Here is a 23,601-nt window from a genome sequence, read left to right on the forward strand (position 1 = left end):
ACAGCCTCACACCCGTAGGCCCGGTAAGCGCAGCGCCACCGGGCAAAGCCGCTACTCCGGCAACAGCCCCACAAAACTGCGTTTCTTACGCGGCTCTGACATCAATTCCTCAAGCTTATCCACGCACGCCAGATAGTGCGGGGTTTGCTTATGCGCCAGCACCGCCTCCTCGTCTTTATAGGCCTCATAGATAAAGAACCGGGTTTTGACCCTCGGGTCCTGCAATACGTCAAAGCGCAGGTTTCCCGGCTCCTTGACTGCCCCCTCGTGGTTGGCGCGGAACACCTCCAGAAACTCGTCCACCCGCTCGGGCTTAATGTTGATCTCCACCAGCGTCACGTTCATTTTGCTTCTCCCTGTTTCTCTTCCTGCCAGAACTGGAACGCATCGCGGGCATTCCAGTTCTCGTGAACCACTTTTTTTACCGCCTTCAGCATGGCGAGCGGCGCGCTGGACTGGAAGATATTGCGCCCCATGTCCACGCCGGAAGCGCCCTGGTCAATCGCGCGCCAACACATCTCCAGCGCCTCGTGCTCCGGCAGCTTTTTGCCCCCGGCGATAACAATCGGCACCGGACAGCTGGCGGTCACTTTTTCAAAGCCCTCGTCCACGTAGTAGGTTTTGACGAACTGCGCCCCCATTTCGGCGGCGATGCGGCTGGCGAGCGAGAAATAGCGCGCGTCGCGCGCCATCTCTTTGCCGACGCCCGTCACCGCCAGCGTCGGCATGCCGTAGCGCGCGCCCGCATCGACAAGCTTGATGATGTTGTTGATCGACTGATGCTCAAACGGGCTTCCGATGTACACCTGTGCCGCCACCGCGCAGACGTTCAGGCGCAGGGCGTCCTCCATCGCCACCGCCACGCACTCGTTCGACAGCTCGCCCAGAATCGAGTTACCGCCAGAGGCGCGCAGCACCACCGGTTTGTTCGTCGCGGCTGGCACCTGGCTCCTGAGGATGCCGCGGGTGCACATCAGCACGTCGGTTTCGCCAAACAGCGGCGCGATAGAGAGATCGATACGCTCAAGGCCGGTGGTCGGCCCCTGAAAGTAGCCGTGGTCGAAGGCCAGCATCACCGTGCGGTTGCTCTGCGGGTTGAAGATGCGCGCAAGCCTGGACTGCATGCCCCAGTCCAGCGAGCCGCAGCCCTTCAGCGTGAACGGCACATTCTGCTGCGGCGTGCCGATGCCAAAATCCTTGCCGTCTTTGATGTCGTCTAAATCAGCCATTTGCTCCCCCGTCAGAAATCGTATTTGCTGATGTTCTCTTTGGTGAACACCACCCGCTCCGGCAGCAGCACGATGCCGTTGCCCTTCGCCTCATACTGGTAACCCTGCACGCTGTTCGGCTCGACCTTCAGCGCCCCGATATTTTTTACGTCCACGCTGTCGCCCACGTTAAGATCGCCTTTTTTCAGCAAACGATCGGCGACATTGACCGCAATTTTTCCCTGTTGTACGACATCCCACAGGCCGAAGGCTTTCACCGTGCCGCGCTCAACGTACGGACGCATCACGTTCGGCGTGCTGAAGCCGACAATCGCCACCCCTTCGCGCTTCAGGTTTTCCGCCGCCTGCGCCGCCGCAGGCAGCGCGTTGGCGTCCGGGGCGATGATTGCATCCAGATCCGGATACGCTTTTAAGATCCCTTCGGCGGTTTGCAGGGATTTGGTGGCGTCGTTATAGCCAAACTGGGTGGTCACGACCTGCCACTGCGGATGATCTTTCTCGATTTTGGCCTTCGCCTCTTTCACCCACTGGTTCTGGTCGGTAACGGTGGGGCTGGAGTAGAAGAACGCCACCTTAGCGTTCGGTTTGGTGACCTGCTTGCCCGCCATCTCCACCAGCAGGCCGCCCAGCTGCTCCGGCGTCCCCTGGTTGATGTAGATGCTGCGGCACTCCGGCTTGGTGTCGGAATCCCAGGTCAGGACCTTGACGCCGCGCTGCATCGCGCGCTTGAGCGCCGGGCAGAGGCCGTCCGGCGACACGGCGGAGACGATAATGGCGTTATAGCCCTGGTTGACGAAGTTGTTGATGAGCTGTACCTGGCCGGAGACGCTCGGCTCGGTCGGGCCGTCGTAGGTCACGTCCACGCCGAGATCTTTCCCCGCCTCTTTTGCGCCGTTGCCGCCGCTGGTGAAGAAGCCCACGCCCACCAGCTTCGGGATAAAGGCAATGCGGTCCGCCGCCTGCGCCGAGGCGAAGCTGAGGGCCATTGCCAGGACGAACAGTTTTGTTTTCATCTTACGCTCCGGATAGTTTTCTAAAGAGAGAACGCACCCACTCGCGGTGCAGACTCAGCGAACGTCCCATCACCACCACAACCAGCAGCGCCCCTGACAGCGCGCTCGACACCTGGTTAGGGATGCCGACCATCTGTAAACCCTGTTGCAGGTAGCCCACCAGCAGCGCTGCCAGCGCCGTACCGACAACCGAACCTGACCCGCCGTAGATATTGGCCCCGCCGAGCACGGCGGCGGTGAGTGCTGGCATCAGCAAATCGCGCCCCAGATCCGAACGCGCGGAGCCGAAGTAGGAGACCATCACCAGCGCGGCAATCGCCGAGGCCACGCCCACCAGACCGTACAGCGCGTAGGGCATTCCGTTCACCGACAGCGCCGCATAGCGCGCCGCGCGAGGATTCTGGCCGATTAAAAACAGATGACGGCCAAAGCGCCCGCGGTGGGTAATCAGCCAGAAGAAGACGGTGATTACCGCGAACAACACCAGCGGGATCGGCAGACCCAGCACCGTGAGGTTAGCGAACGCCGTGAAGCTGTCCGGGAAGCCGCCGATGCCCTCGTAGCCCGTCGCTCCCGCCATGCCGGAGAGCAGCAGCGCGCCGCCGCCGTAGAGGTAGAGGGTGCCGAGGGTGATCACCAGCGGGCTGATGCCGGTGTAGTGAATCAGCGCGGCATTAAATAATCCGCACAGCAGGCCGAGCAGCAGCGTCAATGGAACGGCGACCGCCATCGGCCACCCCGCCTGCATCATGACGCCCAGCGCGATGGCGCACAGGCCGATGGTTGAGCCGAGGGAGATGTCGATTCCGCCGCTGACGATCACAAGCGTAAGCGGCAACGCTACAATGCCGATGCAGATGAAGTCGCTGGTGCTGAACAGCAGCATGTTGATGTCGAGCATGCGCGGGTTGATGGCGCCAAAGAGCAGGATCTCCAGCACCAGCAAAATCAGCAGCGCGCTTTCCCAGTTAAGCCTCATTTACGCCACCTCTTTTTTGCGTTTGGGAAACGGGGTGACGTGCTTTCCCCCTTTGTTACCCGGCTGGAAGCGACCGTACTTCAGCGCCCGCTGATGGCGCGCCAGCGCCTGCCGCAGGCGCCCGTCGAGCACCAGCACGCCCAGCAGCACCAGCCCGGCGATAAAGTCGTTCCACCACGCCGGGAGCCTGAACAGCACCAGCACGGTGTCGATTTGGGTCAGGAAGAAGGCGCCGAGCAGCGCGCCAATCAGCGTGCCCGTGCCGCCCAGCAGCGAAATACCGCCGAGCACGCAGGCGGCGATGGCCTTCATCTCCAGCCCGCTGCCGGTCTGGTTGGGTACAAAGCCAATCTGCGCGGCAAAGACGATCCCGGCGCAGGCTGCCAGCATGCCGTTCAGGGTAAAGGCAATCATGCGGGTGCGGTTCACCGCCACGCCCAGCTGGCGCGCGGCGGCGAGGTTATCCCCCACCGCGTAGAAATCACGCCCGAACGCGGTGCGCGAGAGCGTCCACGCGCCTGTGGCCGCGACGATCAACACCAGCATGCCGAGCGGCGAAATGCCGACGGCGGCTGGCTCAGAGAGGGATTTCAGCCCCGGCGGCAGCCCCTCAATCCACTTTCCGCCCGTCCAGAGCAGCATCGCCCCGCGGTACAGCCCCAGCGTGCCGAGGGTGGCGACAATCGCCGGGATGCGCAGCCCCACCACCAGAAACCCGTTGAACGCCCCGGCCAGCGCGCCAATAGACAGCGCGAAGAGAATGGAAACCGGCAGGCTGTAGCCGCTATTAAGCGCCACGCCGACGGCGATGGCGGACAGCCCGACAATGGAACCGACGGACACGTCGATATTGCGGGTCAGCATCACCAGCGCCGCGCCGATGGCCAGCAGGATCAGGATCTGCGAGCTGGCGAAGATCATCCCCAGCGTCTGTAAACTCAGGTAGGACGGATTTAGCGCCACCAGCACGGCGAACAGCGCCAGAATCGCGAGAAACGCGCTCAGCTCGCGGTTTTTGAGTAAGGTCTTCATGATTGCCCTCCGAACGCCAGCGCCATCATCTTGTCGAGGCTGACGGCGTGGCGCGACAGCTCGCCGCTTAGCACGCCCTGATGCATCACCAGCACCCGGTCCGCGAGGCCCGGGAACTCGTCAAGATCGCTTGAGATCATCAGCACCGCCACGTTCTGCGCCGCCACGCTTTTTATCAGCTGGTAGATGTCGGCGCGCGCCGAGACGTCCACCCCGCGCGTCGGTTCATCGACGATCAGCAGTAAAGGGTTGGCCTCGAGACAGCGCGCGAGCAGCACCTTCTGCTGGTTGCCGCCGGAGAGCGTGCGCACGGTTTGATCCGCATGGTTGAGCTTGATCCCCAGCGCCCGGTGATAGCGCTCCACCACCGCAGACTCCCGCTTGCGCTGCTGCCAAATCGACGGCTCGTTGAGCGCCACGGTGTTCCAGCGGATCGGCGCGTCGAGGAACAGGCCGGACACCTGCCTGTCTTCCGGCAGGTAGACCAGCCCTTTCTCCAGGCGCGAACTTACCGGCTCGCCGGTGATCTCCTGATTCTCCAGCCAGACGCGGCCGCCGCGCACAGGCCGCAGGCCGTAGAGCGTTTCCGCAAACTCGGTGCGCCCGGATCCCACCAGCCCGGCCAGGCCGACGATCTCCCCGGCAGAGATCTCAAGGCTGAGATCGATAAAGCCTTCCCCGGTAAGATCGTCAACGCGCAGCACCGGGAAATCCTGCGGCTGGGTGCGGCGGTTGCCCGGCAGCGCCAGCCACAGCTTTTGCGTATCGCTGAGGGATTTCTCCCGGCTTACCGGCGTCATGGCGGCGATCAGGGCGTTATCGTCGAACTGCGCGGTTTCACCGCTCAGCACTACCGCGCCGTCGCGCATCACCGAGACGTGGCTTGAAAGCATGCGAATTTCCGGCAGCTTATGGGAGATAAAAACAATCCCGACGCCGAGCGCCTGCAGGGCGCGGATCTGGCGGAACAGCCGCTCGGTTTCACCCGGCGTGAGGGAGGCCGTAGGTTCGTCGAGGATCAGGATCCTCGCATTGCGCATCAGCCCGCGCAGGATCTCCACCATCTGCTGATCCGCCACTTCCAGAGTGCTGGCGGCGGCGTCGAGGCTAAGCTGGCACTGCAGCTGCTGGAGTTTCTCCGCCAGCCGCTTTTCCAGATCGCGCTCGCGCGGCAGGCGGAACAGGATGTTTTCCCGCACCGTCAGGTTGGGAAACAGCAGCGGCTCCTGCGGCACCAGGTAAATGCCTAACCTGTGCGCCTGTACGGGCGTGAGCCGCGCATATGACTGCCCCTCGACAGAAAGTTCACCGCTGTCCGGCGTTTCGACCCCGGCGATGATCTTCATCAGCGTCGATTTTCCCGCGCCGTTTCCGCCCATCAGCGCGTGCACCTGGCCCGCAAGCAGCGTGAAATCAATGCCTTTTAGAACCGGCACGCCTGAGAACTGCTTGCTGATATTCCGCGCGTCGAGAAGTGAGGTCATCATCGCTCCGATATTGAACAAATGATTTTTAGATTTAATAATGTTCAAAAGCGTAGACGGTGAACTATATTTACAACCGTGCAGGGATCACAGTTTTATCGATTGAGATACAGATAAACCAGAAACGATCTAAAAGATCCGTTTTGTCGCGTGGCTCACACTTTCCCTTCGCGCCATCACGAACATATGATCTAAATTTTTATAAGAGTTCAACTATGAGCGATAAACGCACTGCGGAAGAAGGACGGTTTGCCGGGCTGGCACTGGCGGAAGAGGAACTCGTGGCGCGCGTGGCCTGGTGCTACTACCACGACGGATTAACCCAGAACGACATCGGCGAGCGGCTCGGGCTGCCGCGTTTGAAGATTTCTCGCCTGCTGGAGAAGGGCCGTCAGTCCGGAGTGATCCGCGTGCAGATTAACTCCCGCTACGAGGGCTGCCTGGCGCTGGAAACCGAGCTACAGCAGCGCTTTGGCCTGAAGCTGGTGCGCGTGATGCCCGCGTTAAATACGCCGCCGATGAACGTGCGGCTGGGCATTGGCGCGGCGCAGTCGCTGATGGGCGTACTGGAGCCCGGCCAGCTGCTGGCGGTGGGGTTTGGTGAAACCACCATGAGCAGCCTGCAGCACCTGAGCGGCTTTATCAGCTCGCAGCAGATCCGCCTGGTGACGCTCTCCGGCGGCGTCGGGCCGTATATGACCGGTATCGGCCAGCTGGACGCGGCCTGCAGCGTCAGCATGATCCCCGCCCCGCTTCGCGTGTCATCCGCTGAAGTCGCCGGGATCTTAAAACGCGAGACCAGCGTGCGGGACGTGATCCTCGCCGCCACCGCCGCCGACGTGGCGGTGGTCGGCATTGGTTCAGTGAACCAGCGCCGTGACGCCACGATACTGCGCTCCGGCTATATCAGCGAAGGTGAACAGCTGATGTACGCCCGCAAAGGGGCGGTCGGCGACATTCTCGGCTATTTCCTCAATGCCGAGGGCGAGTGCGTCGAGGAGCTGGAGATCCATAAAGAACTGCTGGGCGTCACGCTCGATGAACTGGCGCAGCTGCCCACCATCGTTGGCGTGGCCGGAGGAGAAGAGAAAGCCGATGCGATTTATGCCGCACTGAAGGGTCGCCGTATCAATGGCCTGGTGACGGAGGAGACGACAGCCCGCGCGGTGCTGGCCCTGACGTAACGGGGATGCCCTGCGCTAACAATGAGGCAAGCTCATGAGTTACCTTTTAGCGTTAGATGCAGGGACAGGCAGCGTTCGCGCCGTTATTTTCGATTTACAGGGCAACCAGATTGCCGTCGGCCAGGCCGAGTGGAAGCATCTGAGCGTGGAGAACGTGCCGGGGTCGATGGAGTTCGACCTCGAGACCAACTGGCAGCTGGCCTGCCGGTGCATTCATCAGGCGCTGGAGCGTGCGCGCCTGAGCGCGGCGGACATTCAGTCCGTCGCCTGCTGCTCGATGCGCGAAGGGATCGTGCTGTACGACCGCAACGGCGAGGCCATCTGGGCCTGCGCCAACGTCGACGCCCGCGCCAGCCGCGAGGTGGCCGAACTCAAAGAGATCCACGACGACCGTTTTGAATCCGAAGTGTATGAGGTTTCCGGCCAGACGCTGGCGCTGAGCGCCATGCCGCGCCTGCTGTGGCTGGCGCACCATCGCCCGGATATTTACCGCAAGGCCGCGACCATCACCATGATCAGCGACTGGCTGGCGGCGAAGCTCTCCGGCGAGCTGGCGGTTGATCCGTCGAACGCGGGCACCACCGGCATGCTGGATCTGTTTTCCCGCGACTGGCGTCCGGCGCTGCTCGACATGGCCGGGCTGCGCGCCGATATCCTCTCCCCGGTGAAAGAGACCGGCACCGTGCTGGGCGCTATCACCAAAGAGGCCGCGCAGCAGAGCGGCCTGCGCGAAGGTACCCCGGTGGTGATGGGCGGCGGCGACGTACAGCTGGGCTGTCTGGGGCTGGGCGTGGTCCGCGCCGGACAAACGGCGGTGCTGGGCGGCACCTTCTGGCAGCAGGTCGTAAACCTGCCGCAGGTGCGCACCGACCCCGAGATGAACATCCGCGTGAACCCGCACGTTATTCCCGGCATGGCGCAGGCGGAGTCGATCAGCTTCTTTACCGGGCTGACCATGCGCTGGTTCCGCGACGCCTTCTGCGCGGAGGAAAAGCTGATTGCCGAGCGGATGGGGATGGACACCTACTCCCTGCTGGAAGAGATGGCGAGCCGCGTACCGGCGGGCTCCCACGGGGTGATGCCGATCTTCTCCGACGCCATGCATTTTAAGCAGTGGTACCACGCCGCGCCGTCGTTTATTAACCTCTCCATCGACCCGGAAAAGTGCAACAAAGCGACGCTGTTCCGCGCCCTGGAAGAGAACGCGGCGATCGTCTCGGCCTGCAACCTGGCGCAGATTTCCCACTTCTCCGGCGTGACGTTTGAAAGCCTGGTGTTTGCGGGCGGGGGGGCTAAGGGCGCCCTGTGGAGCCAGATCTTAAGCGACGTCACCGGCCTGCCGGTGCGCGTGCCGGAAGTGAAAGAGGCGACGGCGCTCGGCTGCGCCATCGCGGCAGGTGCTGGCGCGGGGCTATTTGCGGATATGGCCTCGACGGGCGAGCGGCTGGTGAAGTGGAGCCGCGAGTTCACGCCGAACCCGCAGCACCGCGAGCTGTACGACGGCATGATGCAGAAATGGCAGGCGGTGTACGCCGACCAGCTTGGGCTGGTGGACAGCGGGCTGACGACGTCGATGTGGCAGGCCCCGGGGCTAGCGCGCGCAGCGGCGCCGTAAAATACGCCGGATGGCGCTGCGCTTATCCGTCCTGGGGTTTTGTAGCCCCGGTAAGCGCAGCGCCACCGGGGAAGTTCTTTGAGATCTATCACAATCATTCGATCCCGTTTTTACCTTTCCGCTGTCGCTGGCTAAATTAGTAACTCATCCGACCACATAACAATAATTTTACACTGGAAGAGACTATGAGCCGCTACCCGTCGTTATTCGCCCCTCTCGATCTGGGGTTCACCACACTCAAAAACCGCGTGCTGATGGGGTCGATGCACACCGGGCTGGAGGAGCATCCGGACGGGGCCGAGCGTCTCGCAGCCTTCTATGCCGAGCGCGCCCGCCATGGGGTGGCGCTGATTGTCACCGGCGGCGTGGCCCCTGCGCCTTCCGGCGTGGGCATGGAGGGCGGCGCGGTCCTGAACGATGCGTCACAGCTGCCGCACCACCGCATTGTGACCGACGCGGTCCACCGCGAGGGCGGTAAAATCGCCCTGCAAATCCTGCACACCGGACGCTACAGCTATCAGCCGAACCTGGTCGCGCCGTCGGCTCTTCAGGCGCCGATTAACCGTTTTAAACCTCACGCCCTGACCCACGATGAGATCCTGGCATTGATTGACGACTTCGCCCGCTGCGCGGCGCTGGCCCGCGAGGCGGGCTACGACGGCGTTGAGGTGATGGGCTCAGAAGGCTACCTGATCAACGAGTTTCTCGCCGCCCGCACCAACCACCGTGAAGACGAATGGGGCGGCGACTATGCCCGCCGGATGCGCTTTGCCGTGGAGGTGGTGCGCGCGGTGCGCGAACGTGCAGGGGCTGATTTTATTATCGTCTTCCGCCTGTCGATGCTCGACCTGGTGGAGGGCGGCGGGACGTTCGACGAAACCGTGCAGCTGGCGCAGGCGATTGAAGCCGCAGGTGCCACGATTATCAACACCGGCATCGGCTGGCACGAGGCGCGCATCCCGACCATCGCCACCCCGGTGCCGCGCGCGGCGTTCAGCTGGGTAACGCGCAGGCTGAAGGGCAAAGTGTCAGTTCCGCTGGTCACCACCAACCGCATTAACGATCCGCAGGTGGCTGACGATGTGATTTCGCGAGGCGACGCCGATATGGTGTCGATGGCGCGTCCGTTCCTCGCGGATGCCGAACTCCTGTCCAAAGCGCAAAGCGGCCGTGCGGACGAGATTAATACCTGCATCGGCTGTAACCAGGCCTGTCTGGATCAGATCTTCGTCGGCAAGGTTACCTCTTGCCTCGTCAACCCGCGCGCCTGCCATGAAACCAAAATGCCGATCGTTCCGGCGGTCAATAAAAAACGCCTGGCCGTGGTGGGGGCTGGCCCGGCGGGGCTGGCGTTTGCGGTAAATGCCGCCTCGCGCGGGCACAGCGTAACGCTGTTTGATGCGCTGGCGGAGATTGGCGGGCAGTTTAATATCGCCAAGCAGATCCCCGGCAAAGAGGAGTTCTATGAAACGCTGCGCTACTACCGCCGAATGATCGAGCTTACGGGCGTCGATCTGCGGCTTAACCAGTTTGTCAGCGCGGCGGATCTGATCGATTTCGACGAGGTGATCCTGGCGAGCGGGATCGTCCCGCGCCTGCCGGCGATCGAGGGTATCGATCATCCGAAGGTGTTGAGCTATCTGGATGTATTGCGAGACAAAACGCCGGTTGGCGAGAAGGTGGCGATTATCGGCTGCGGCGGTATCGGCTTTGATACCGCCATGTACTTAAGCCAGCCGGGCGAGGCCACCAGCCAGAACATTGCCGAGTTTTGCGTGGAATGGGGTATCGACACCAGCCTGAAGCCGTCCGGCGGGCTACGCCCGGAAGGGCCTCAGCTGCCGAAAAGCCCGCGCCAGATCGTGATGCTGCAGCGTAAAGCCAGCAAGCCGGGCGAAGGGCTGGGCAAAACCACGGGCTGGATCCACCGCGCCACCCTGCTCTCGCGCGGGGTGAAGATGATCCCGGCGGTCAGCTACCAGAAGATCGACGACGAGGGTCTGCACGTCACGATCGGCGGCGAGCCGCAGTTATTGCGCGTGGATCACGTCATTTTATGTGCCGGGCAGGAGCCGAAGCGGGATCTGGCCGATCCGCTGCGCGAAGCCGGTAAAACGGTGCATTTAATTGGCGGGTGCGATGTGGCGATGGAGCTGGACGCGCGGCGGGCAATTGCGCAGGGGACGAAGTTAGCTCTGGAGATCTAGAACATTGCCCGGTGGCGCTGCGCTTACCGGGCCTACGGGTTCGAGGCCGTTGTAGGCCCGGTAAGCGCAGCGCCACCAGGCATCAGACCGCACACTACGTAGGCCTGTGCAAGCGAAGCGCCGCCAGGCAAAACAATCTTAGCGACGACGACCCAGCTTCACCGCCTTCAGCACCACAAACTTGTTGTTCGTCGCAATGGTGACGCAGTTGCCGAAAATCTTCTTCAGCTTATGGAAGTAGTCCAGGTGACGGTTCGCCACGATGTACAGCTCGCCGTTGATTTTCAGGCAGCGGCGCGCGTGGTGGAACATCTCCCACGCGACGTTATCTGTCAGGGCGTGCTTCTGGTGGAACGGCGGGTTGCAGAACACCGCGTTGAAGCGGAACGGCTCTACGCCAGACAGCGCGTTGTTGATCATAAACTCGCAGCGGTCCAGCGCTTCCGGCATGTTGGTTTCCACGTTCAGACGGCTCGACGCCACCGCCATTGGCGATTCGTCGCTGAACACCACGCTGGCTTCCGGGTTCTTCGCCAGCAGCGTCAGGCCAATCACGCCGTTACCGCAGCCCAGATCGACGATTTCCCCTTCCAGGTTTTCCGGCAGATTTTCAATAAAGAAACGCGCGCCGATATCCAGACCGGTGCGGGAGAAGACGTTTGCGTGGTTGTGGATGGTCCAGTCTGTGCCTTCCAGCTTCCAGCTCAGCGTCTCTGGCGCGTCGGCCAGCGCTGGTGCAGTGAAGGTACAGTTGATCAGGCGCGCTTTTTTCCAGGCCAGCGTCGTGGTGGTCGGGCCAAGGACTTTCTCAAACAGCTCCAGCGTCGAGGTGTGGATATCGCGCGCTTTGGCGCCCGCGATGATGCGGGTTTCTGGCGTCACGACCTTACGCAGCGCGCGCAGCTGTTGCTCCAGCAGCGCCATAGTTTTTGGCACTTTGATCAGCACCACGCCCGGCGCCTGCGGGTAGTCCGCGGTGCTGTCGAGGAACTTCACGCTGGACTCTTCGATGTCGTTATGGCGCAGGTTTTCACGCGTCGCCAGCTCGCTCAGGTAGGAATCGCCGATGCTGTAAGGCGTGTGTTCCGCCAGGGCACAGCCCAGCGCGCCAAACGCATCATTCAGGATCAAAACCGGGCCGCGGATTTCAGTCTCATCCAACTGCTGCAGCAGATATTCATCCGCCGCTTCCCACGCCATGAGCGGGTTAACGTCGTCCGTTTCCGGGAAACGTTTAAGGTTGAGTGAACGGAAACCGTTGTCTAAGTGGCTCATCGGCCCTCCTGAATGGTAAAATTTGGCGTATCCCTGAAAAGGGTGCGTGAGTATACCCGTTTTATTGTCGATTTGGGGCGTTGATGAACCAACTTACTTATCTCCAGGGCTATCCGGAGCATTTACTGACTCAGGTTCGCAGCCTGATTGCCGAGCAGAAGCTCGGCGCGGTGCTGGAAAAACGCTATCCCGGCACGCACGATTTCGCGACCGATAAGGCCCTCTGGCAGTATACGCAGGATCTGAAAAGCCGGTATCTGAAGAGCGCGCCGCCGATCAACAAGGTGATGTACGACAACAAGATCCACGTGCTGAAAAACGCGCTCGGCCTGCACACCGCCATCTCCCGCGTGCAGGGCGGCAAGCTGAAAGCGAAGGCCGAAATCCGCGTCGCAACGGTTTTCCGTAACGCGCCGGAAGCCTTTCTGCGGATGATCGTCGTCCACGAGCTGGCGCACCTGAAGGAGAAAGAGCACGACAAAGCGTTCTATTCCCTGTGCTGCCACATGGAGCCGCAGTACCATCAACTGGAGTTTGATACCCGGCTGTGGCTTACGCATTTATCGTTAAATGGTAATGCGGAATAGCGCACGCGAATTGTCATGATGACGTGCTACAGTGGCTAAAGGTTCCCCGCTACGGAGTACGTAAACGTTTATGATACGTTTCGCAGTCATTGGTACGAACTGGATCACACGCCAGTTCGTCGACGCCGCCCACGAAACCGGCAAACTTAAACTTACCGCAGTCTATTCCCGCAGCCTTGAGCAGGCGCAGAGTTTTGCTAACGACTACCTCGTTGAGCATCTCTTCACTTCGCTTGATGAGATGGCGCAAAGCGACGCCATTGACGCGGTGTATATCGCCAGCCCGAACTCCCTGCACTTCCCGCAGACAAAGCTGTTTCTCAGCCACAAAAAGCATGTGATTTGCGAGAAGCCGCTGGCGTCAAATATCCAGGAAGTGGAAGCGGCCATTGCGCTTGCCCGCAAAAACCAGGTGGTGCTGTTCGAAGCGTTCAAAACCGCCAGCCTGCCGAATTTCCTGCTGCTGCAGCAGTCCCTGCCGAAAATTGGCAAGGTGCGTAAAGCCTTTATCAACTACTGCCAGTACTCTTCGCGCTACCAGCGTTATCTCGACGGCGAGAACCCGAACACCTTTAATCCGGCCTTCTCGAACGGCTCGATTATGGATATCGGTTTTTATTGCCTGGCCTCTGCCGTGGCGCTGTGGGGCGAGCCGCACGGCGTGACGGCCACCGCCAGCCTGCTGGAAAGCGGCGTGGATGCGCACGGACTCGTAGTGCTGGATTACGGTGATTTCAGCGTCACGCTACAGCACTCCAAGGTCAGCGATTCCGTGCTGCCGAGCGAAATTCAGGGCGAAGCCGGGTCGTTGGTGATCGAGAAAATCTCTGAGTGCCAGAAGGTGAGCTTTGTGCCGCGCGGCGGCAAAGCGCAGGAGCTGACGCAGCCTCAGCATATTAACACTATGCTCTATGAGGCAGAGGTCTTCGCCCGTCTGGTGGAAGACAACGAAGTGAATCACCCTGGCCTGGCGGTGAGCCGCACCACGGCGAAGCTGCAAACGGAGATCCGCCGCCAGACCGGCGTGGTGTTCCCGGCAGACGGCGTAAACGCGGAAGCGATCGCGTAAAGCTGTGTAATGAAACGGCGCAGACCATTGACGAAACTGATGGTCTGACATATTTTGTTACCTGCAAAGGGGAGTAACTTCTTCGCCGGTGGATCGTCATTACGATGCGTTAAACACGCATCCGGTCGCCGGGCAACCCTCGTGGTTGTAAGTGAGACCTTGCCGGAAGGCGAGGTCTATGCATAAAAAGCTAACGGCTATCGTCTTCTGACCATGGCCGTTTTTGTTTTTTATGTGTAAGGAAAATAGTATGCATTCTGTCGGCACTCCAATGTTGTGGGGCGGATTCGCGGTTGTCGTGCTCATCATGCTGGCGATCGACCTCTTTTTGCAGGGGCGTCGCGGCGCACACGGTATGAGCATCAAACAGGCTGCGGCCTGGTCTCTGGTGTGGGTCACCCTCTCCCTGCTCTTCTGTGCCGCCTTCTGGTGGTATCTGGCCTCGACCGAAGGCCGCGCGGTGGCCGATCCTCAGGCGCTCGCCTTCCTCACCGGTTATCTGATTGAAAAAGCCCTGGCGGTCGATAACGTCTTCGTCTGGCTGATGCTGTTCAGCTACTTTGCCGTGCCTGCGGCCCTGCAGCGCCGCGTGCTGGTCTACGGCGTGCTGGGTGCCATTGTTCTGCGTACCATCATGATCTTCGCCGGCAGCTGGCTGATCACCCAGTTCGAATGGCTGCTGTACGTCTTCGGCGCGTTCCTGCTGTTCACCGGGGTCAAAATGGCGCTGGCGAAAGAGGACGGCTCCGCGATTGGCGATCGCCCGCTGGTGAAGTGGATCCGTGGGCATCTGCGCATGACCGACAAGATTGAGAGCGAGCATTTCTTCGTGCGCAAGAACGGCCTGCTGTTTGCCACCCCGCTGCTGCTGGTGCTGATTCTGGTTGAGCTGAGCGACGTGATTTTCGCGGTGGACAGCATTCCGGCGATCTTCGCGGTGACCACCGACCCGTTCATCGTCCTGACCTCAAACCTGTTCGCCATCCTCGGCCTGCGTGCGATGTACTTCCTGCTGGCAGGCGCGGCGGAGCGCTTCTCGATGCTGAAGTACGGTCTGTCGGTGATCCTGGTGTTTATCGGTATCAAGATGCTGATCGTCGATTTCTACCATATCCCGATCGCCATTTCGCTCGGCGTGGTGTTTGGCATTCTGATCGTGACGCTGATTATCAATACCTGGGTTAATCGCCAGCACGATAAGAAGCAGCAGGCTTAGTACGTTTTGCCCGGTGGCGCTGCGCTTACCGGGCCTACAACGTCACCCCGTAGGCCGGGTAAGCGCAGCGCCACCCGCTATTTTCGTTAATCAATAGTTAAAAAACATGACGCAACACGTAAAATCTAGCATTTTACGCTTCCCTCCCAAGACACTTTCCCTATACTCGACCAGGCAAACATTTACTTACATCCGGACATAAATGTGACTAAGAGCACATCCGGGATGGAACGCAATTTCACTTAAGGAATCTCCATGACCGCATCCTCGTCTGGTCTGTTTGCGCGTCTGTCGCGCGGCAGCCTCGTTAAGCAAATACTGGTTGGCCTTGTGCTCGGCATTGCGCTGGCACTGATCTCGAAACCTGCCGCCGAGGCCACCGGCCTGCTCGGCACGCTGTTCGTCGGCGCGCTGAAAGCGGTCGCGCCGGTTCTGGTTTTGACCCTGGTGATGGCCTCAATCGCCAACCACCAACAGGGGCAAAAAACCAATATTCGCCCGATTCTGTGGATGTACCTGCTGGGTACGTTCTCCGCCGCGCTGACGGCGGTTATCGTTAGCTTTATCTTCCCTTCCACGCTGCAGCTGACCACCGGCGCAACCGACATTACCCCACCTGCGGGCATTGTTGAGGTGATGCACGGCCTGCTGATGAGCATTGTGGCAAACCCGATTCACGCGCTGATCAACGCCAACTATATCGGCATTCTGGTGTGGGCGGTGGGCCTGGGCTTTGCGCTGCGCCATAGCAATGACACCACCAAAAACCTGATCACCGATGTTTCTAACGCCGTGACCTTTATCGTGACGGTGGTGATCCGCTTCGCACCGATTGGTATTTTTGGTCTTGTCGCCTCGACGCTGGCAACGACCGGTTTTGGCGCATTGTGGGGCTATGCCCAACTGCTGCTGGTACTGATCGGCTGTATGGCCGTGGTGGCGCTGGTGATTAACCCGCTGCTGGTGTTCCTGCAGACCCGTCGTAACCCGTACCCGCTGGTGCTGATGTGCCTGCGCGAAAGCGGCGTGACTGCCTTCTTCACCCGCAGCTCAGCGGCGAATATTCCGGTCAACATGTCGCTGTGTGAGAAGCTGAATCTGGACCGCGATACCTATTCCGTCTCAATCCCGCTGGGGGCGACCGTCAATATGGCGGGAGCGGCAATTACCATCACGGTGCTGACGCTGGCGGCGGTCAATACGCTGGGTATCCCGGTGGATCTGCCAACGGCGCTGCTGCTAAGCGTTGTTGCTGCGCTCTGTGCCTGTGGCGCATCCGGCGTGGCGGGCGGTTCCCTGCTGCTGATCCCGCTGGCGTGTAATATGTTCGGCATCCCGAACGAGATCGCCATGCAGGTGGTTGCGGTGGGCTTTATCATCGGCGTTTTGCAGGACTCCTGCGAGACGGCGATTAACTCCTCCACCGACGTGATGTTCACCGCCGCCGTGTGCCAGGCGGAAGATGCGCGTTTAGCGAAGAACGCCCTGCGCAGTTAAAAAGAAAAGCCCGGTGGCGGCTACGCCTTACCGGGCCTACAGGGTTCAGTAGGTCGGGTAAGCGCTAGCGCCACCCGACAAAGAACTTAAAGCGTCACACCACTCTTAAAAATCGCCAGCTCGCGGAAATCGTTCTTCTCGTTGCAGGTCTGCCTACCGTTAGCAAATTCCACGATAGCGTCCACGAACTCCGTCAGCAGCTGCGTCATGGCTTTGCCGTGAATCAGTTGACCCGCATCAAAGTCGATCCAGTGCTTTTTCTTTGCCGCCAGCTCGCTGTTGGTGGCGATTTTCACCGTCGGCACAAAACCGCCGTACGGCGTGCCGCGCCCGGTGCTGAACAGCACCATATGACAGCCCGCTCCCGCCAGCGCGCTGGTGGCGACCGCATCGTTGCCCGGTGCGCTCAGCAGGTTCAGACCGTGCGTTTTCAGGCGCTCACCGTAACGCAGCACATCAACCACCTGGCTCGCGCCCGCTTTCTGAGTGCAGCCGAGGGATTTCTCTTCCAGCGTGGTGATCCCGCCCGCTTTGTTACCCGGCGATGGGTTCTCATAAATCGGCTGATTGTGGGCAATGAAGTACTGTTTGAAGTCGTTTACCATGGTGACGGTCTTCTCAAACGTCTCTTCGTCGCGGCAGTGGCTCATCAAAATACGTTCCGCGCCGAACATTTCCGGCACTTCGGTCAGCACCGTCGTGCCGCCGTTGGCAATCACGTAGTCCGAGAAGCGGCCCAGCATCGGGTTGGCGGTAATGCCGGAAAGACCATCAGACCCGCCGCACTCCAGCCCAAACTTCAGCTCGCTCAGCTTGCCCGGCTCGCGCCTGTCGTGGCGCATCACGTCATACAACTGATGAAGCTGCTCCACGCCCGCTTCCACTTCGTCGTCCTGATGCTGACACACCATGAAGTGCACGCGCTCAGGATCGAACTCGCCCAGCGTGTCGCGAAAAGCGTCAACCTGATTGTTCTCGCAGCCCAGACCAATCACCAGCACCGCGCCCGCGTTCGGGTGACGCACCATGTTTTGCAGCATGGTTCGGGTATTGATGTGGTCGTCGCCAAGCTGCGAGCAGCCGTAGGTGTGGCTGAACAAATGTACACCGTCAGTGCCTTCGGCATCGTTAGTCTCTTTCAGGAAGCGCGTCTGGATCTGACGCGCAATCCCGTTCACGCAGCCGACGGTCGGGAGGATCCACAGCTCGTTGCGGATCCCCACCTCGCCGCTGGCGCGACGGTAGATCTGCACCTCACGATCTGCCGCCTGCCCGGCTTCCGCCTGGAAATCAGGTTGATAGCTGTACTCATCCAGATCGCTAAGATTGGTGCGGGTATTGTGGGAGTGAATATATTCACCCGGCGCAATATCCGTCAGCGCATGACCGATGGGCAAACCGTACTTCACCACGTTCTCCCCTTTCGCAATGGGGAGCAGGGCAAACTTGTGTCCACGCCCAATGGCCTGGCGCAACGTGACCGACTGACCGTCGAACGTGACGCTCGTACCTTCGGTCAAATCAGCCAGCGCGACGGCAACGTTATCCAGCGAATGGATTTTGATGTATTGCATATCAACCTCAAACGGCCTTAGTTCAGTTCAATGGCGAAGTAGTCACGCGCATTGTTAAAGCAGATGTTTTTCACCATTTCGCCCAGCAGCTGGATATCCGCTGGCGCTTCGCCCGCGTGCACCCAGCGGCCAATCATCTGGCACAGAATGCGGCGGAAGTATTCATGGCGGGTATAGGACAGGAAGCTGCGGCTGTCGGTCAGCATGCCGACAAAGCGGCTCAGCAGGCCCAGCTGCGCCAGCTGCGTCATCTGACGCTCCATTCCGTCCTTCTGATCGTTGAACCACCAGCCGGAACCGAACTGCATCTTGCCCGGCATCCCTTCGCCCTGGAAGTTGCCGACCATGGTACCCAGCACTTCGTTATCGCGCGGGTTCAGGCAGTACAGGATGGTTTTTGGCAGCAGGTTTTGTTCGTTCTGTTTGCTCAGCAGTTTGGACAGCTCTTCCGCCAGCGGACGGTCGTTGATGGAGTCAAAGCCCACGTCAGCACCGATCAGTTTGAACTGGCGCTGGTTGTTATTGCGCAGCGCGCCGATATGGTACTGCTGTACCCAGCCGCGACGCGCGTATTCCGCACCGAGGAATACCAGCACCGCCGTTTTAAACTGCGCCACCTCGTGCTCGCTTAAGCCTTCGCCGGAGAGACGACGCGCAAGGATGCTGTCCAGCTCGGCTTCGTTTGAATCCGCAAACAGGACCACGTCCAGCGCGTGGTCAGACACTTTACAGCCGTGCGCCGCGAAGTGATCCAGGCGTTTGGTCAGCGCGGTTTGCAGGTCAGCGAAACGACGGATGTCGGTATCCGACACTTCCGCCAGCTTCGCCATGTAATCGGTAAAGGTGGCCTGCTCAATATTGAAGGCTTTGTCCGGGCGCCAGCTTGGCAGCACTTTGATATCAAAAGCGGTGTCTTTGGCGACAATCGCATGATGTTCCAGGGAGTCAATCGGATCGTCGGTGGTGCCCACCATCTTCACGTTCATTTGCTTCATGATGCCGCGCGCGGAGAAGTTATCCTGCGCCAGCAGCGCGTTGCAGCGATCCCAGATTTCATCGGCGGTCGTTGGGGAGAGCAGTTTGCCGGTGATGCCAAACGGACGGCGGAGCTCAAGATGCGTCCAGTGGTAGAGCGGGTTGCCGATGGTGTGCGGAACGGTCGCCGCCCAGGCGTCAAACTTCTCGCGGTCGGTCGCATCGCCGGTACACAGGCGCTCGGCGACGCCGTTGGTGCGCATGGCGCGCCATTTGTAGTGGTCACCCTTCAGCCAGATGTCATACAGGTTTTTGAAACGGTAATTTTCGGCAACCTGCTGCGGCGGTAAATGGCAGTGGTAGTCGAAAATCGGCTGGTCTTTTGCGTAGTCGTGGTACAGGCGGCGAGCAAATTCGGTATCTAACAGAAAATCTTCGGTCATAAACGGCGTCATTATCGTCTTCCTCATTACGGGAGCGTCAGAAAGCGTATGTTCATATGCTGCAAAGTTATCACACCAATTTCCACCCACCGAAGCTTTTTTCGTGAGTGAGATCAATAAACGTCAACAAATAAATTACCCTCAATGGAGTAAACCCTTCTGCAGCCCCCGCCGTTACTGGCTTTGCGCGCAACGGATAATGTCCCCACAAAGAATCATACATTTGTGATGTCACTCACCTTTTAAAGTTGTATGACAAGTTATCTTTTCGCCGTCGCAAACACTCAGCCGACGGAATGCATTACCGGTGTGAGAGACATCGGGTTTAACGGTACGGATACCGACTTATGCACGCTTACTTATGGCAAGGTTCGGGCCGTTCCGGGACATGCTCCCGGCTACGCCCCTCCCGTTACACAACTGCTCCCGGAAACGGTTGAGAGGTTGCCGTGCTCTGGCGCGGAAATAACATAACGATGAGGTTTTAGATGCGTAAAATTAAAGGGTTACGTTGGTATATGATCGCACTGGTGACGTTAGGCACCGTGCTGGGTTACCTGACGCGTAACACCGTGGCAGCAGCAGCGCCAACGTTGATGGAAGAGCTGCATATCTCCACGCAGCAATACTCCTACATCATTGCCGCCTATTCCGCGGCTTATACCATCATGCAGCCTGTTGCTGGCTATGTGCTGGATATCCTCGGTACCAAAATCGGTTATGCCTTCTTCGCCATCGCCTGGGCGGTGTTCTGCGGTGCAACCGCGCTGGCAGGCAGTTGGGGTGGACTGGCGCTGGCTCGCGGTGCGGTCGGTGCGGCAGAAGCCGCAATGATCCCGGCGGGCCTGAAGGCCAGCTCCGAGTGGTTCCCGGCGAAAGAGCGTTCCATTGCGGTCGGCTACTTCAACGTAGGCTCGTCCATCGGGGCAATGATTGCACCGCCGCTGGTGGTGTGGGCTATCGTGATGCACAGCTGGCAGATGGCGTTCATCATCTCTGGCGTACTGAGCTTTGCCTGGGCGATGGCGTGGCTGATTTTCTATAAACACCCGCGCGATCAGAAAAAGCTCTCCGAAGAAGAACGCGAATACATCATTGGCGGTCAGGAAGCGCAGCATCAGACCAACAACGGTAAAAAAATGACCGTCTGGCAGATCCTGGGCACCCGTCAGTTCTGGGGTATCGCCCTGCCGCGTTTCCTGGCTGAACCGGCCTGGGGTACCTTTAACGCCTGGATCCCCCTCTTCATGTTTAAAGTCTACGGCTTTAACCTGAAAGAGATCGCGATGTTCGCCTGGATGCCAATGCTGTTCGCTGACCTGGGCTGTATCGTGGGCGGCTACCTGCCACCGCTATTCCAGCGCTGGTTTGGGGTGAACCTGATTGTTTCCCGTAAGTTGGTCGTGACCATGGGCGCACTGCTGATGATTGGCCCGGGCATGATCGGTCTGTTCACCAGCCCGTACATCGCCATTGCCCTGCTGTGCATCGGTGGCTTTGCGCACCAGTCCTTGTCCGGCGCGCTGATTACGCTCTCGTCTGACGTCTTTGGTCGTAACGAAGTGGCAACCGCCAACGGTTTGACCGGCATGGCCGCCTGGACCGCGAGCACCATGTTTGCACTGGTGGTCGGCGCGCTGGCGGATACCATCGGCTTCAGCCCGCTGTTCGCGGTGCTGGCGATCTTCGACCTGATGGGTGCGGTGGTTATCTGGACGGTGCTGAAAAGCAAATCGGCAGAAGAGCTGGCGAAAGAGTCGCTCGGAAAACCGGCGACGCAGAGTTAGCATCGCTGTGCCGGGTGGCGGCTTCGCCTTACCCGGCCTACAGCAACCAACAAAACCGTAGGCCGGGTAAGCGCAGCGCCACCCGGCATTTAAAGGCCGCTCAGTAGCGGCTTTTTTAATGGCAAAATCTGGAGAGTGGCACGCAAAAGTGGTATAACAAATCATCTGCCGTACCCTGCCTGGAGCGCATATGGAAATCACCGAACCACGTCGTTTATATCAACAACTTGCTGCGGAGCTGAAAGATCGCATCGAGCAAGGGGTCTATCTTGTCGGTGATAAACTGCCCGCCGAGCGCTTCATCGCGGATGAAAAAAGCGTGAGCCGCACCGTGGTGCGTGAAGCGATTATCATGCTGGAGGTGGAAGGCTACGTTGAGGTACGCAAAGGCTCCGGCATTCACGTGATTTCTAATCTGCCGAAACACTCTCCCGTCGCGGACGAAAGCCTGGAATTCGCCAGCTATGGCCCGTTTGAGCTGCTCCAGGCTCGCCAGCTGATCGAAAGCAATATTGCTGAGTTTGCGGCGACGCAGGTGACCAAGCAGGACATCATGAAGTTGATGGAGATCCAGGAGAACGCCCGTAAGGAAAAATGTTTCCGCGATTCAGAGTGGGATCTTCAGTTCCACGTTCAGGTCGCCCTGGCAACACAAAATACGGCCCTGGCGGCAATCGTAGAAAAAATGTGGACTCAGCGCGTTCACAACCCGTACTGGAAAAAACTGCACGACCATATCGATTCCCGTACCGTCGACAACTGGTGTGACGATCACGACCAAATCCTTAAGGCGCTGATTCGTAAAGATCCGCATGCCGCCAAGCTGGCGATGTGGCAGCACCTGGAAAACACCAAGCAGATGCTGTTCAACGAAACCAGCGATGACTTCGAATTTAACGCTGACCGCTATCTTTTTGCCGATAATCCCGTTGTTCATCTCGATACGGCATCCAGTGCCGCAAAATAGATGACCTTTCTGCTGGCAGGCGCTACGTTGCGCCTTCCGGCTTAAATGGGTAAGCAAAACATATATAGTGTCAGCCTTTGTAAATCCCCTCGCTCACTTCCAGGGCTTACGCCAAAATCAACTCACCCCTGCAAATTCTGTGACGCAGAACGTTGGGCTTTGTTACAATTGGATTCAATTCCTTATTTTGTAAGTTAGTGCTTGCTAACCAGCCAATTAACAGGGAACAGTGTTGGCCACACCGCAATGTGTCCGCGAGCGACCATAATGAAATCACAACAATGTCGCCGTGCTGTTTGTCCCGGATAACAGGCGTGACGTTAACCGATTTCCAGGAACACTGAATGGAACTTTTGACCCAACTACTGCATGCCCTCTGGGCGCAGGATTTTGAAACGCTGGCCAACCCTTCCATGATTGGCATGCTCTATTTCGTCTTGTTTATGATCCTGTTCCTTGAGAACGGTTTGCTGCCTGCTGCCTTCCTGCCTGGTGATAGTTTGCTGGTGCTTGTCGGCGTGCTGTGTGCCAAAGGGGCGATGGCGTTTCCACACACCATTTTATTACTGACCGTTGCGGCCAGCCTCGGCTGCTGGGTGAGCTATATCCAGGGAAGATGGCTGGGCAATACCCGGATCGTCCAGAACTGGCTCTCTCATCTTCCCGCGCATTATCACCAGCGGGCGCACCACCTTTTCCATAAGCACGGGCTTTCCGCGCTGCTGATTGGCCGCTTTATCGCCTTTGTTCGCACCCTGTTGCCCACCATTGCCGGTCTGTCGGGGTTGAGCAGCACGCGCTTCCAGTTCTTTAACTGGATGAGCGGTCTGCTATGGGTGCTTATTCTGACGACGCTGGGCTATGCACTGGGTAAAACGCCGGTCTTTATGAAATATGAAGACCAGCTGATGTCCTGCCTGATGCTGCTGCCCGTCGTTCTGCTGGTCTTCGGCCTGATTGGCTCACTGGTTGTCCTGTGGAAAAAGAAATACGGAGCCAGAGGCTGACGATGGTTATCTCACCGCTCGCTCTGCGCCGTTTTGCCTTTGCCGTGATTACCCTAGTGGTAATCAGCGCCCTGCTGCTGGCCTGGAGCACGCTTTCGCATCAGGAATCGACGCTGGCCATCCGCCCGGTAAACCAGGGAGCCAGCGTGCCTGACGGTTTTTCTGTCTGGCATCATCTGGATGCGAACGGGATCCGCTTTAAGAGCATCACCCCGCAGGACGATGTTTTACTGATCAAGTTTGATTCCCGTGCGCAAAGTGCCGCCGCGAAAGTGGTTCTCGACCGTACGCTGCCGCACGGGTATATCATTGCTCAGCAGGAAGATGAGAGCCAACCTGCAGCCTGGCTCTCATTGATTCGCGATACGTCGCATCGGTTTGGATAACTTCCAGGATTCCGAATCTTTTCACTCACTTTGGTGAATCCCCCGTTTACTTACTATGCTTAAGTACGCGGAGCA

20 protein-coding genes are annotated in these 23,601 nt (G+C 59.3%); 11 read left to right on the top strand and 9 right to left on the bottom strand.

All coding sequences use genetic code 11. From position 1 onward, the window contains the following. Positions 1-51: 51 nt before the first annotated feature. From lsrG to lsrA, 6 genes are read right to left on the bottom strand one after another with little or no spacing between them, the layout of a single operon-like run. Positions 52-345: a (4S)-4-hydroxy-5-phosphonooxypentane-2,3-dione isomerase gene (gene lsrG, locus V1566_RS22845; protein ID WP_395304719.1), complete on the bottom strand. Its 294-nt coding sequence runs from the start codon at positions 343-345 to the stop codon at positions 52-54. Then, the gene (gene lsrF / locus V1566_RS22850) at positions 342-1,229 is read right to left on the bottom strand and encodes a 3-hydroxy-5-phosphonooxypentane-2,4-dione thiolase (protein WP_395304720.1); all 888 of its coding nucleotides are present in this window, start codon (positions 1,227-1,229) and stop codon (positions 342-344) included. Before lsrF ends, lsrG begins: the two co-directional genes overlap by 4 nt. A gap of 11 nt (positions 1,230-1,240) precedes the next feature. Continuing rightward, positions 1,241-2,242, bottom strand: coding sequence for an autoinducer 2 ABC transporter substrate-binding protein LsrB (lsrB, locus tag V1566_RS22855; protein ID WP_023333523.1), 1,002 nt, complete (start codon positions 2,240-2,242; stop codon positions 1,241-1,243). Position 2,243: 1 nt separating this feature from the next. Continuing rightward, the gene (gene lsrD, locus V1566_RS22860) at positions 2,244-3,221 is read right to left on the bottom strand and encodes an autoinducer 2 ABC transporter permease LsrD (RefSeq protein ID WP_395304721.1); all 978 of its coding nucleotides are present in this window, start codon (positions 3,219-3,221) and stop codon (positions 2,244-2,246) included. Then, positions 3,222-4,253 (bottom strand): autoinducer 2 ABC transporter permease LsrC, encoded by a 1,032-nt coding sequence (gene lsrC / locus V1566_RS22865; protein ID WP_395304722.1) that lies wholly within the window; start codon positions 4,251-4,253, stop codon positions 3,222-3,224. Further along, entirely contained in the window at positions 4,250-5,737 is a 1,488-nt protein-coding gene (gene lsrA / locus V1566_RS22870; RefSeq protein WP_395306034.1) for an autoinducer 2 ABC transporter ATP-binding protein LsrA, read from the bottom strand. The genes lsrC and lsrA overlap by 4 nt, the downstream gene beginning before the upstream one ends. A 215-nt stretch (positions 5,738-5,952) precedes the next feature. On the opposite strand from lsrA, the gene lsrR reads away from it, so the two are divergent. The 3 genes from lsrR (at position 5,953) to V1566_RS22885 (ending at position 10,743) form a co-directional block, all read left to right on the top strand. Continuing rightward, entirely contained in the window at positions 5,953-6,921 is a 969-nt protein-coding gene (gene lsrR / locus V1566_RS22875; RefSeq protein ID WP_010435856.1) for a transcriptional regulator LsrR, read from the top strand. A 34-nt stretch (positions 6,922-6,955) separates the two neighbouring features. Continuing rightward, a complete protein-coding gene (lsrK, locus tag V1566_RS22880) occupies positions 6,956-8,536 on the top strand; it encodes an autoinducer-2 kinase (RefSeq protein WP_395304723.1) in 1,581 nt (526 codons plus the stop codon). Between the two features lie 185 nt (positions 8,537-8,721). After that, entirely contained in the window at positions 8,722-10,743 is a 2,022-nt protein-coding gene (locus V1566_RS22885) for an FAD-dependent oxidoreductase (protein ID WP_395304724.1), read from the top strand. 138 nt (positions 10,744-10,881) lie between these two features. On the opposite strand, the gene rlmG is transcribed toward V1566_RS22885, so the two are convergent. Further along, the gene (gene rlmG, locus V1566_RS22890) at positions 10,882-12,018 is read right to left on the bottom strand and encodes a 23S rRNA (guanine(1835)-N(2))-methyltransferase RlmG (protein ID WP_395304725.1); all 1,137 of its coding nucleotides are present in this window, start codon (positions 12,016-12,018) and stop codon (positions 10,882-10,884) included. 83 nt (positions 12,019-12,101) lie between these two features. Between rlmG and V1566_RS22895 the strand changes: the two genes are divergently transcribed. The 4 genes from V1566_RS22895 (at position 12,102) to sstT (ending at position 16,387) form a co-directional block, all read left to right on the top strand. After that, on the top strand, positions 12,102-12,605 hold the full coding sequence (locus tag V1566_RS22895) for a YgjP-like metallopeptidase domain-containing protein (protein WP_023333531.1): 504 nt from the start codon (positions 12,102-12,104) through the stop codon (positions 12,603-12,605). A gap of 70 nt (positions 12,606-12,675) precedes the next feature. Next, positions 12,676-13,674: a Gfo/Idh/MocA family protein gene (locus tag V1566_RS22900; protein ID WP_395304726.1), complete on the top strand. Its 999-nt coding sequence runs from the start codon at positions 12,676-12,678 to the stop codon at positions 13,672-13,674. A 250-nt stretch (positions 13,675-13,924) separates the two neighbouring features. After that, complete coding sequence (locus V1566_RS22905; RefSeq protein ID WP_023333533.1) at positions 13,925-14,890, top strand: TerC family protein; 966 nt, start codon at positions 13,925-13,927, stop codon at positions 14,888-14,890. A 255-nt stretch (positions 14,891-15,145) separates the two neighbouring features. Next, complete coding sequence (gene sstT, locus V1566_RS22910; RefSeq protein WP_134347461.1) at positions 15,146-16,387, top strand: serine/threonine transporter SstT; 1,242 nt, start codon at positions 15,146-15,148, stop codon at positions 16,385-16,387. A gap of 86 nt (positions 16,388-16,473) precedes the next feature. Here the strand turns inward: sstT and V1566_RS22915 are convergent, their stop codons facing one another. Both V1566_RS22915 and uxaC read right to left on the bottom strand, forming a co-directional pair. Then, complete coding sequence (locus tag V1566_RS22915; protein ID WP_395304727.1) at positions 16,474-17,961, bottom strand: UxaA family hydrolase; 1,488 nt, start codon at positions 17,959-17,961, stop codon at positions 16,474-16,476. Positions 17,962-17,978: 17 nt separating this feature from the next. After that, on the bottom strand, positions 17,979-19,391 hold the full coding sequence (gene uxaC / locus V1566_RS22920; RefSeq protein ID WP_395304728.1) for a glucuronate isomerase: 1,413 nt from the start codon (positions 19,389-19,391) through the stop codon (positions 17,979-17,981). A 476-nt stretch (positions 19,392-19,867) separates the two neighbouring features. On the opposite strand from uxaC, the gene V1566_RS22925 reads away from it, so the two are divergent. From V1566_RS22925 to mzrA, 4 genes are all read left to right on the top strand, one after another. Continuing rightward, the gene (locus tag V1566_RS22925) at positions 19,868-21,166 is read left to right on the top strand and encodes an MFS transporter (protein WP_159514971.1); all 1,299 of its coding nucleotides are present in this window, start codon (positions 19,868-19,870) and stop codon (positions 21,164-21,166) included. A 190-nt stretch (positions 21,167-21,356) separates the two neighbouring features. Continuing rightward, the gene (exuR, locus tag V1566_RS22930; RefSeq protein ID WP_023309288.1) at positions 21,357-22,133 is read left to right on the top strand and encodes a transcriptional regulator ExuR; all 777 of its coding nucleotides are present in this window, start codon (positions 21,357-21,359) and stop codon (positions 22,131-22,133) included. Between the two features lie 344 nt (positions 22,134-22,477). After that, entirely contained in the window at positions 22,478-23,140 is a 663-nt protein-coding gene (gene yqjA / locus V1566_RS22935; protein ID WP_024906405.1) for a DedA family general envelope maintenance protein YqjA, read from the top strand. A gap of 2 nt (positions 23,141-23,142) precedes the next feature. Continuing rightward, a complete protein-coding gene (mzrA, locus tag V1566_RS22940) occupies positions 23,143-23,526 on the top strand; it encodes an EnvZ/OmpR regulon moderator MzrA (RefSeq protein WP_395304729.1) in 384 nt (127 codons plus the stop codon). Positions 23,527-23,601: the final 75 nt, after the last annotated feature.

The organism is Enterobacter sp. ECC-019, assembly GCF_043974075.1.
Taxonomy (GTDB): Bacteria; Pseudomonadota; Gammaproteobacteria; order Enterobacterales; family Enterobacteriaceae; genus Enterobacter; species Enterobacter asburiae_D.

Coding starts and splice junctions, on each gene's coding strand:
- lsrA (WP_395306034.1), bottom strand. CDS start 5,737: ATGACCTCACTTCTCGACGCGCGGAATATCAGCAAGCAGTTCTCAGGC.
- V1566_RS22900 (WP_395304726.1), top strand. CDS start 12,676: ATGATACGTTTCGCAGTCATTGGTACGAACTGGATCACACGCCAGTTC.
- lsrG (WP_395304719.1), bottom strand. CDS start 345: ATGAACGTGACGCTGGTGGAGATCAACATTAAGCCCGAGCGGGTGGAC.
- lsrC (WP_395304722.1), bottom strand. CDS start 4,253: ATGAAGACCTTACTCAAAAACCGCGAGCTGAGCGCGTTTCTCGCGATT.
- yqjA (WP_024906405.1), top strand. CDS start 22,478: ATGGAACTTTTGACCCAACTACTGCATGCCCTCTGGGCGCAGGATTTT.
- lsrR (WP_010435856.1), top strand. CDS start 5,953: ATGAGCGATAAACGCACTGCGGAAGAAGGACGGTTTGCCGGGCTGGCA.
- sstT (WP_134347461.1), top strand. CDS start 15,146: ATGACCGCATCCTCGTCTGGTCTGTTTGCGCGTCTGTCGCGCGGCAGC.
- lsrD (WP_395304721.1), bottom strand. CDS start 3,221: ATGAGGCTTAACTGGGAAAGCGCGCTGCTGATTTTGCTGGTGCTGGAG.
- lsrF (WP_395304720.1), bottom strand. CDS start 1,229: ATGGCTGATTTAGACGACATCAAAGACGGCAAGGATTTTGGCATCGGC.
- V1566_RS22905 (WP_023333533.1), top strand. CDS start 13,925: ATGCATTCTGTCGGCACTCCAATGTTGTGGGGCGGATTCGCGGTTGTC.
- exuR (WP_023309288.1), top strand. CDS start 21,357: ATGGAAATCACCGAACCACGTCGTTTATATCAACAACTTGCTGCGGAG.
- uxaC (WP_395304728.1), bottom strand. CDS start 19,391: ATGACGCCGTTTATGACCGAAGATTTTCTGTTAGATACCGAATTTGCT.
- V1566_RS22895 (WP_023333531.1), top strand. CDS start 12,102: ATGAACCAACTTACTTATCTCCAGGGCTATCCGGAGCATTTACTGACT.
- lsrB (WP_023333523.1), bottom strand. CDS start 2,242: ATGAAAACAAAACTGTTCGTCCTGGCAATGGCCCTCAGCTTCGCCTCG.
- rlmG (WP_395304725.1), bottom strand. CDS start 12,018: ATGAGCCACTTAGACAACGGTTTCCGTTCACTCAACCTTAAACGTTTC.
- V1566_RS22915 (WP_395304727.1), bottom strand. CDS start 17,961: ATGCAATACATCAAAATCCATTCGCTGGATAACGTTGCCGTCGCGCTG.
- V1566_RS22925 (WP_159514971.1), top strand. CDS start 19,868: ATGCGTAAAATTAAAGGGTTACGTTGGTATATGATCGCACTGGTGACG.
- lsrK (WP_395304723.1), top strand. CDS start 6,956: ATGAGTTACCTTTTAGCGTTAGATGCAGGGACAGGCAGCGTTCGCGCC.
- V1566_RS22885 (WP_395304724.1), top strand. CDS start 8,722: ATGAGCCGCTACCCGTCGTTATTCGCCCCTCTCGATCTGGGGTTCACC.
- mzrA (WP_395304729.1), top strand. CDS start 23,143: ATGGTTATCTCACCGCTCGCTCTGCGCCGTTTTGCCTTTGCCGTGATT.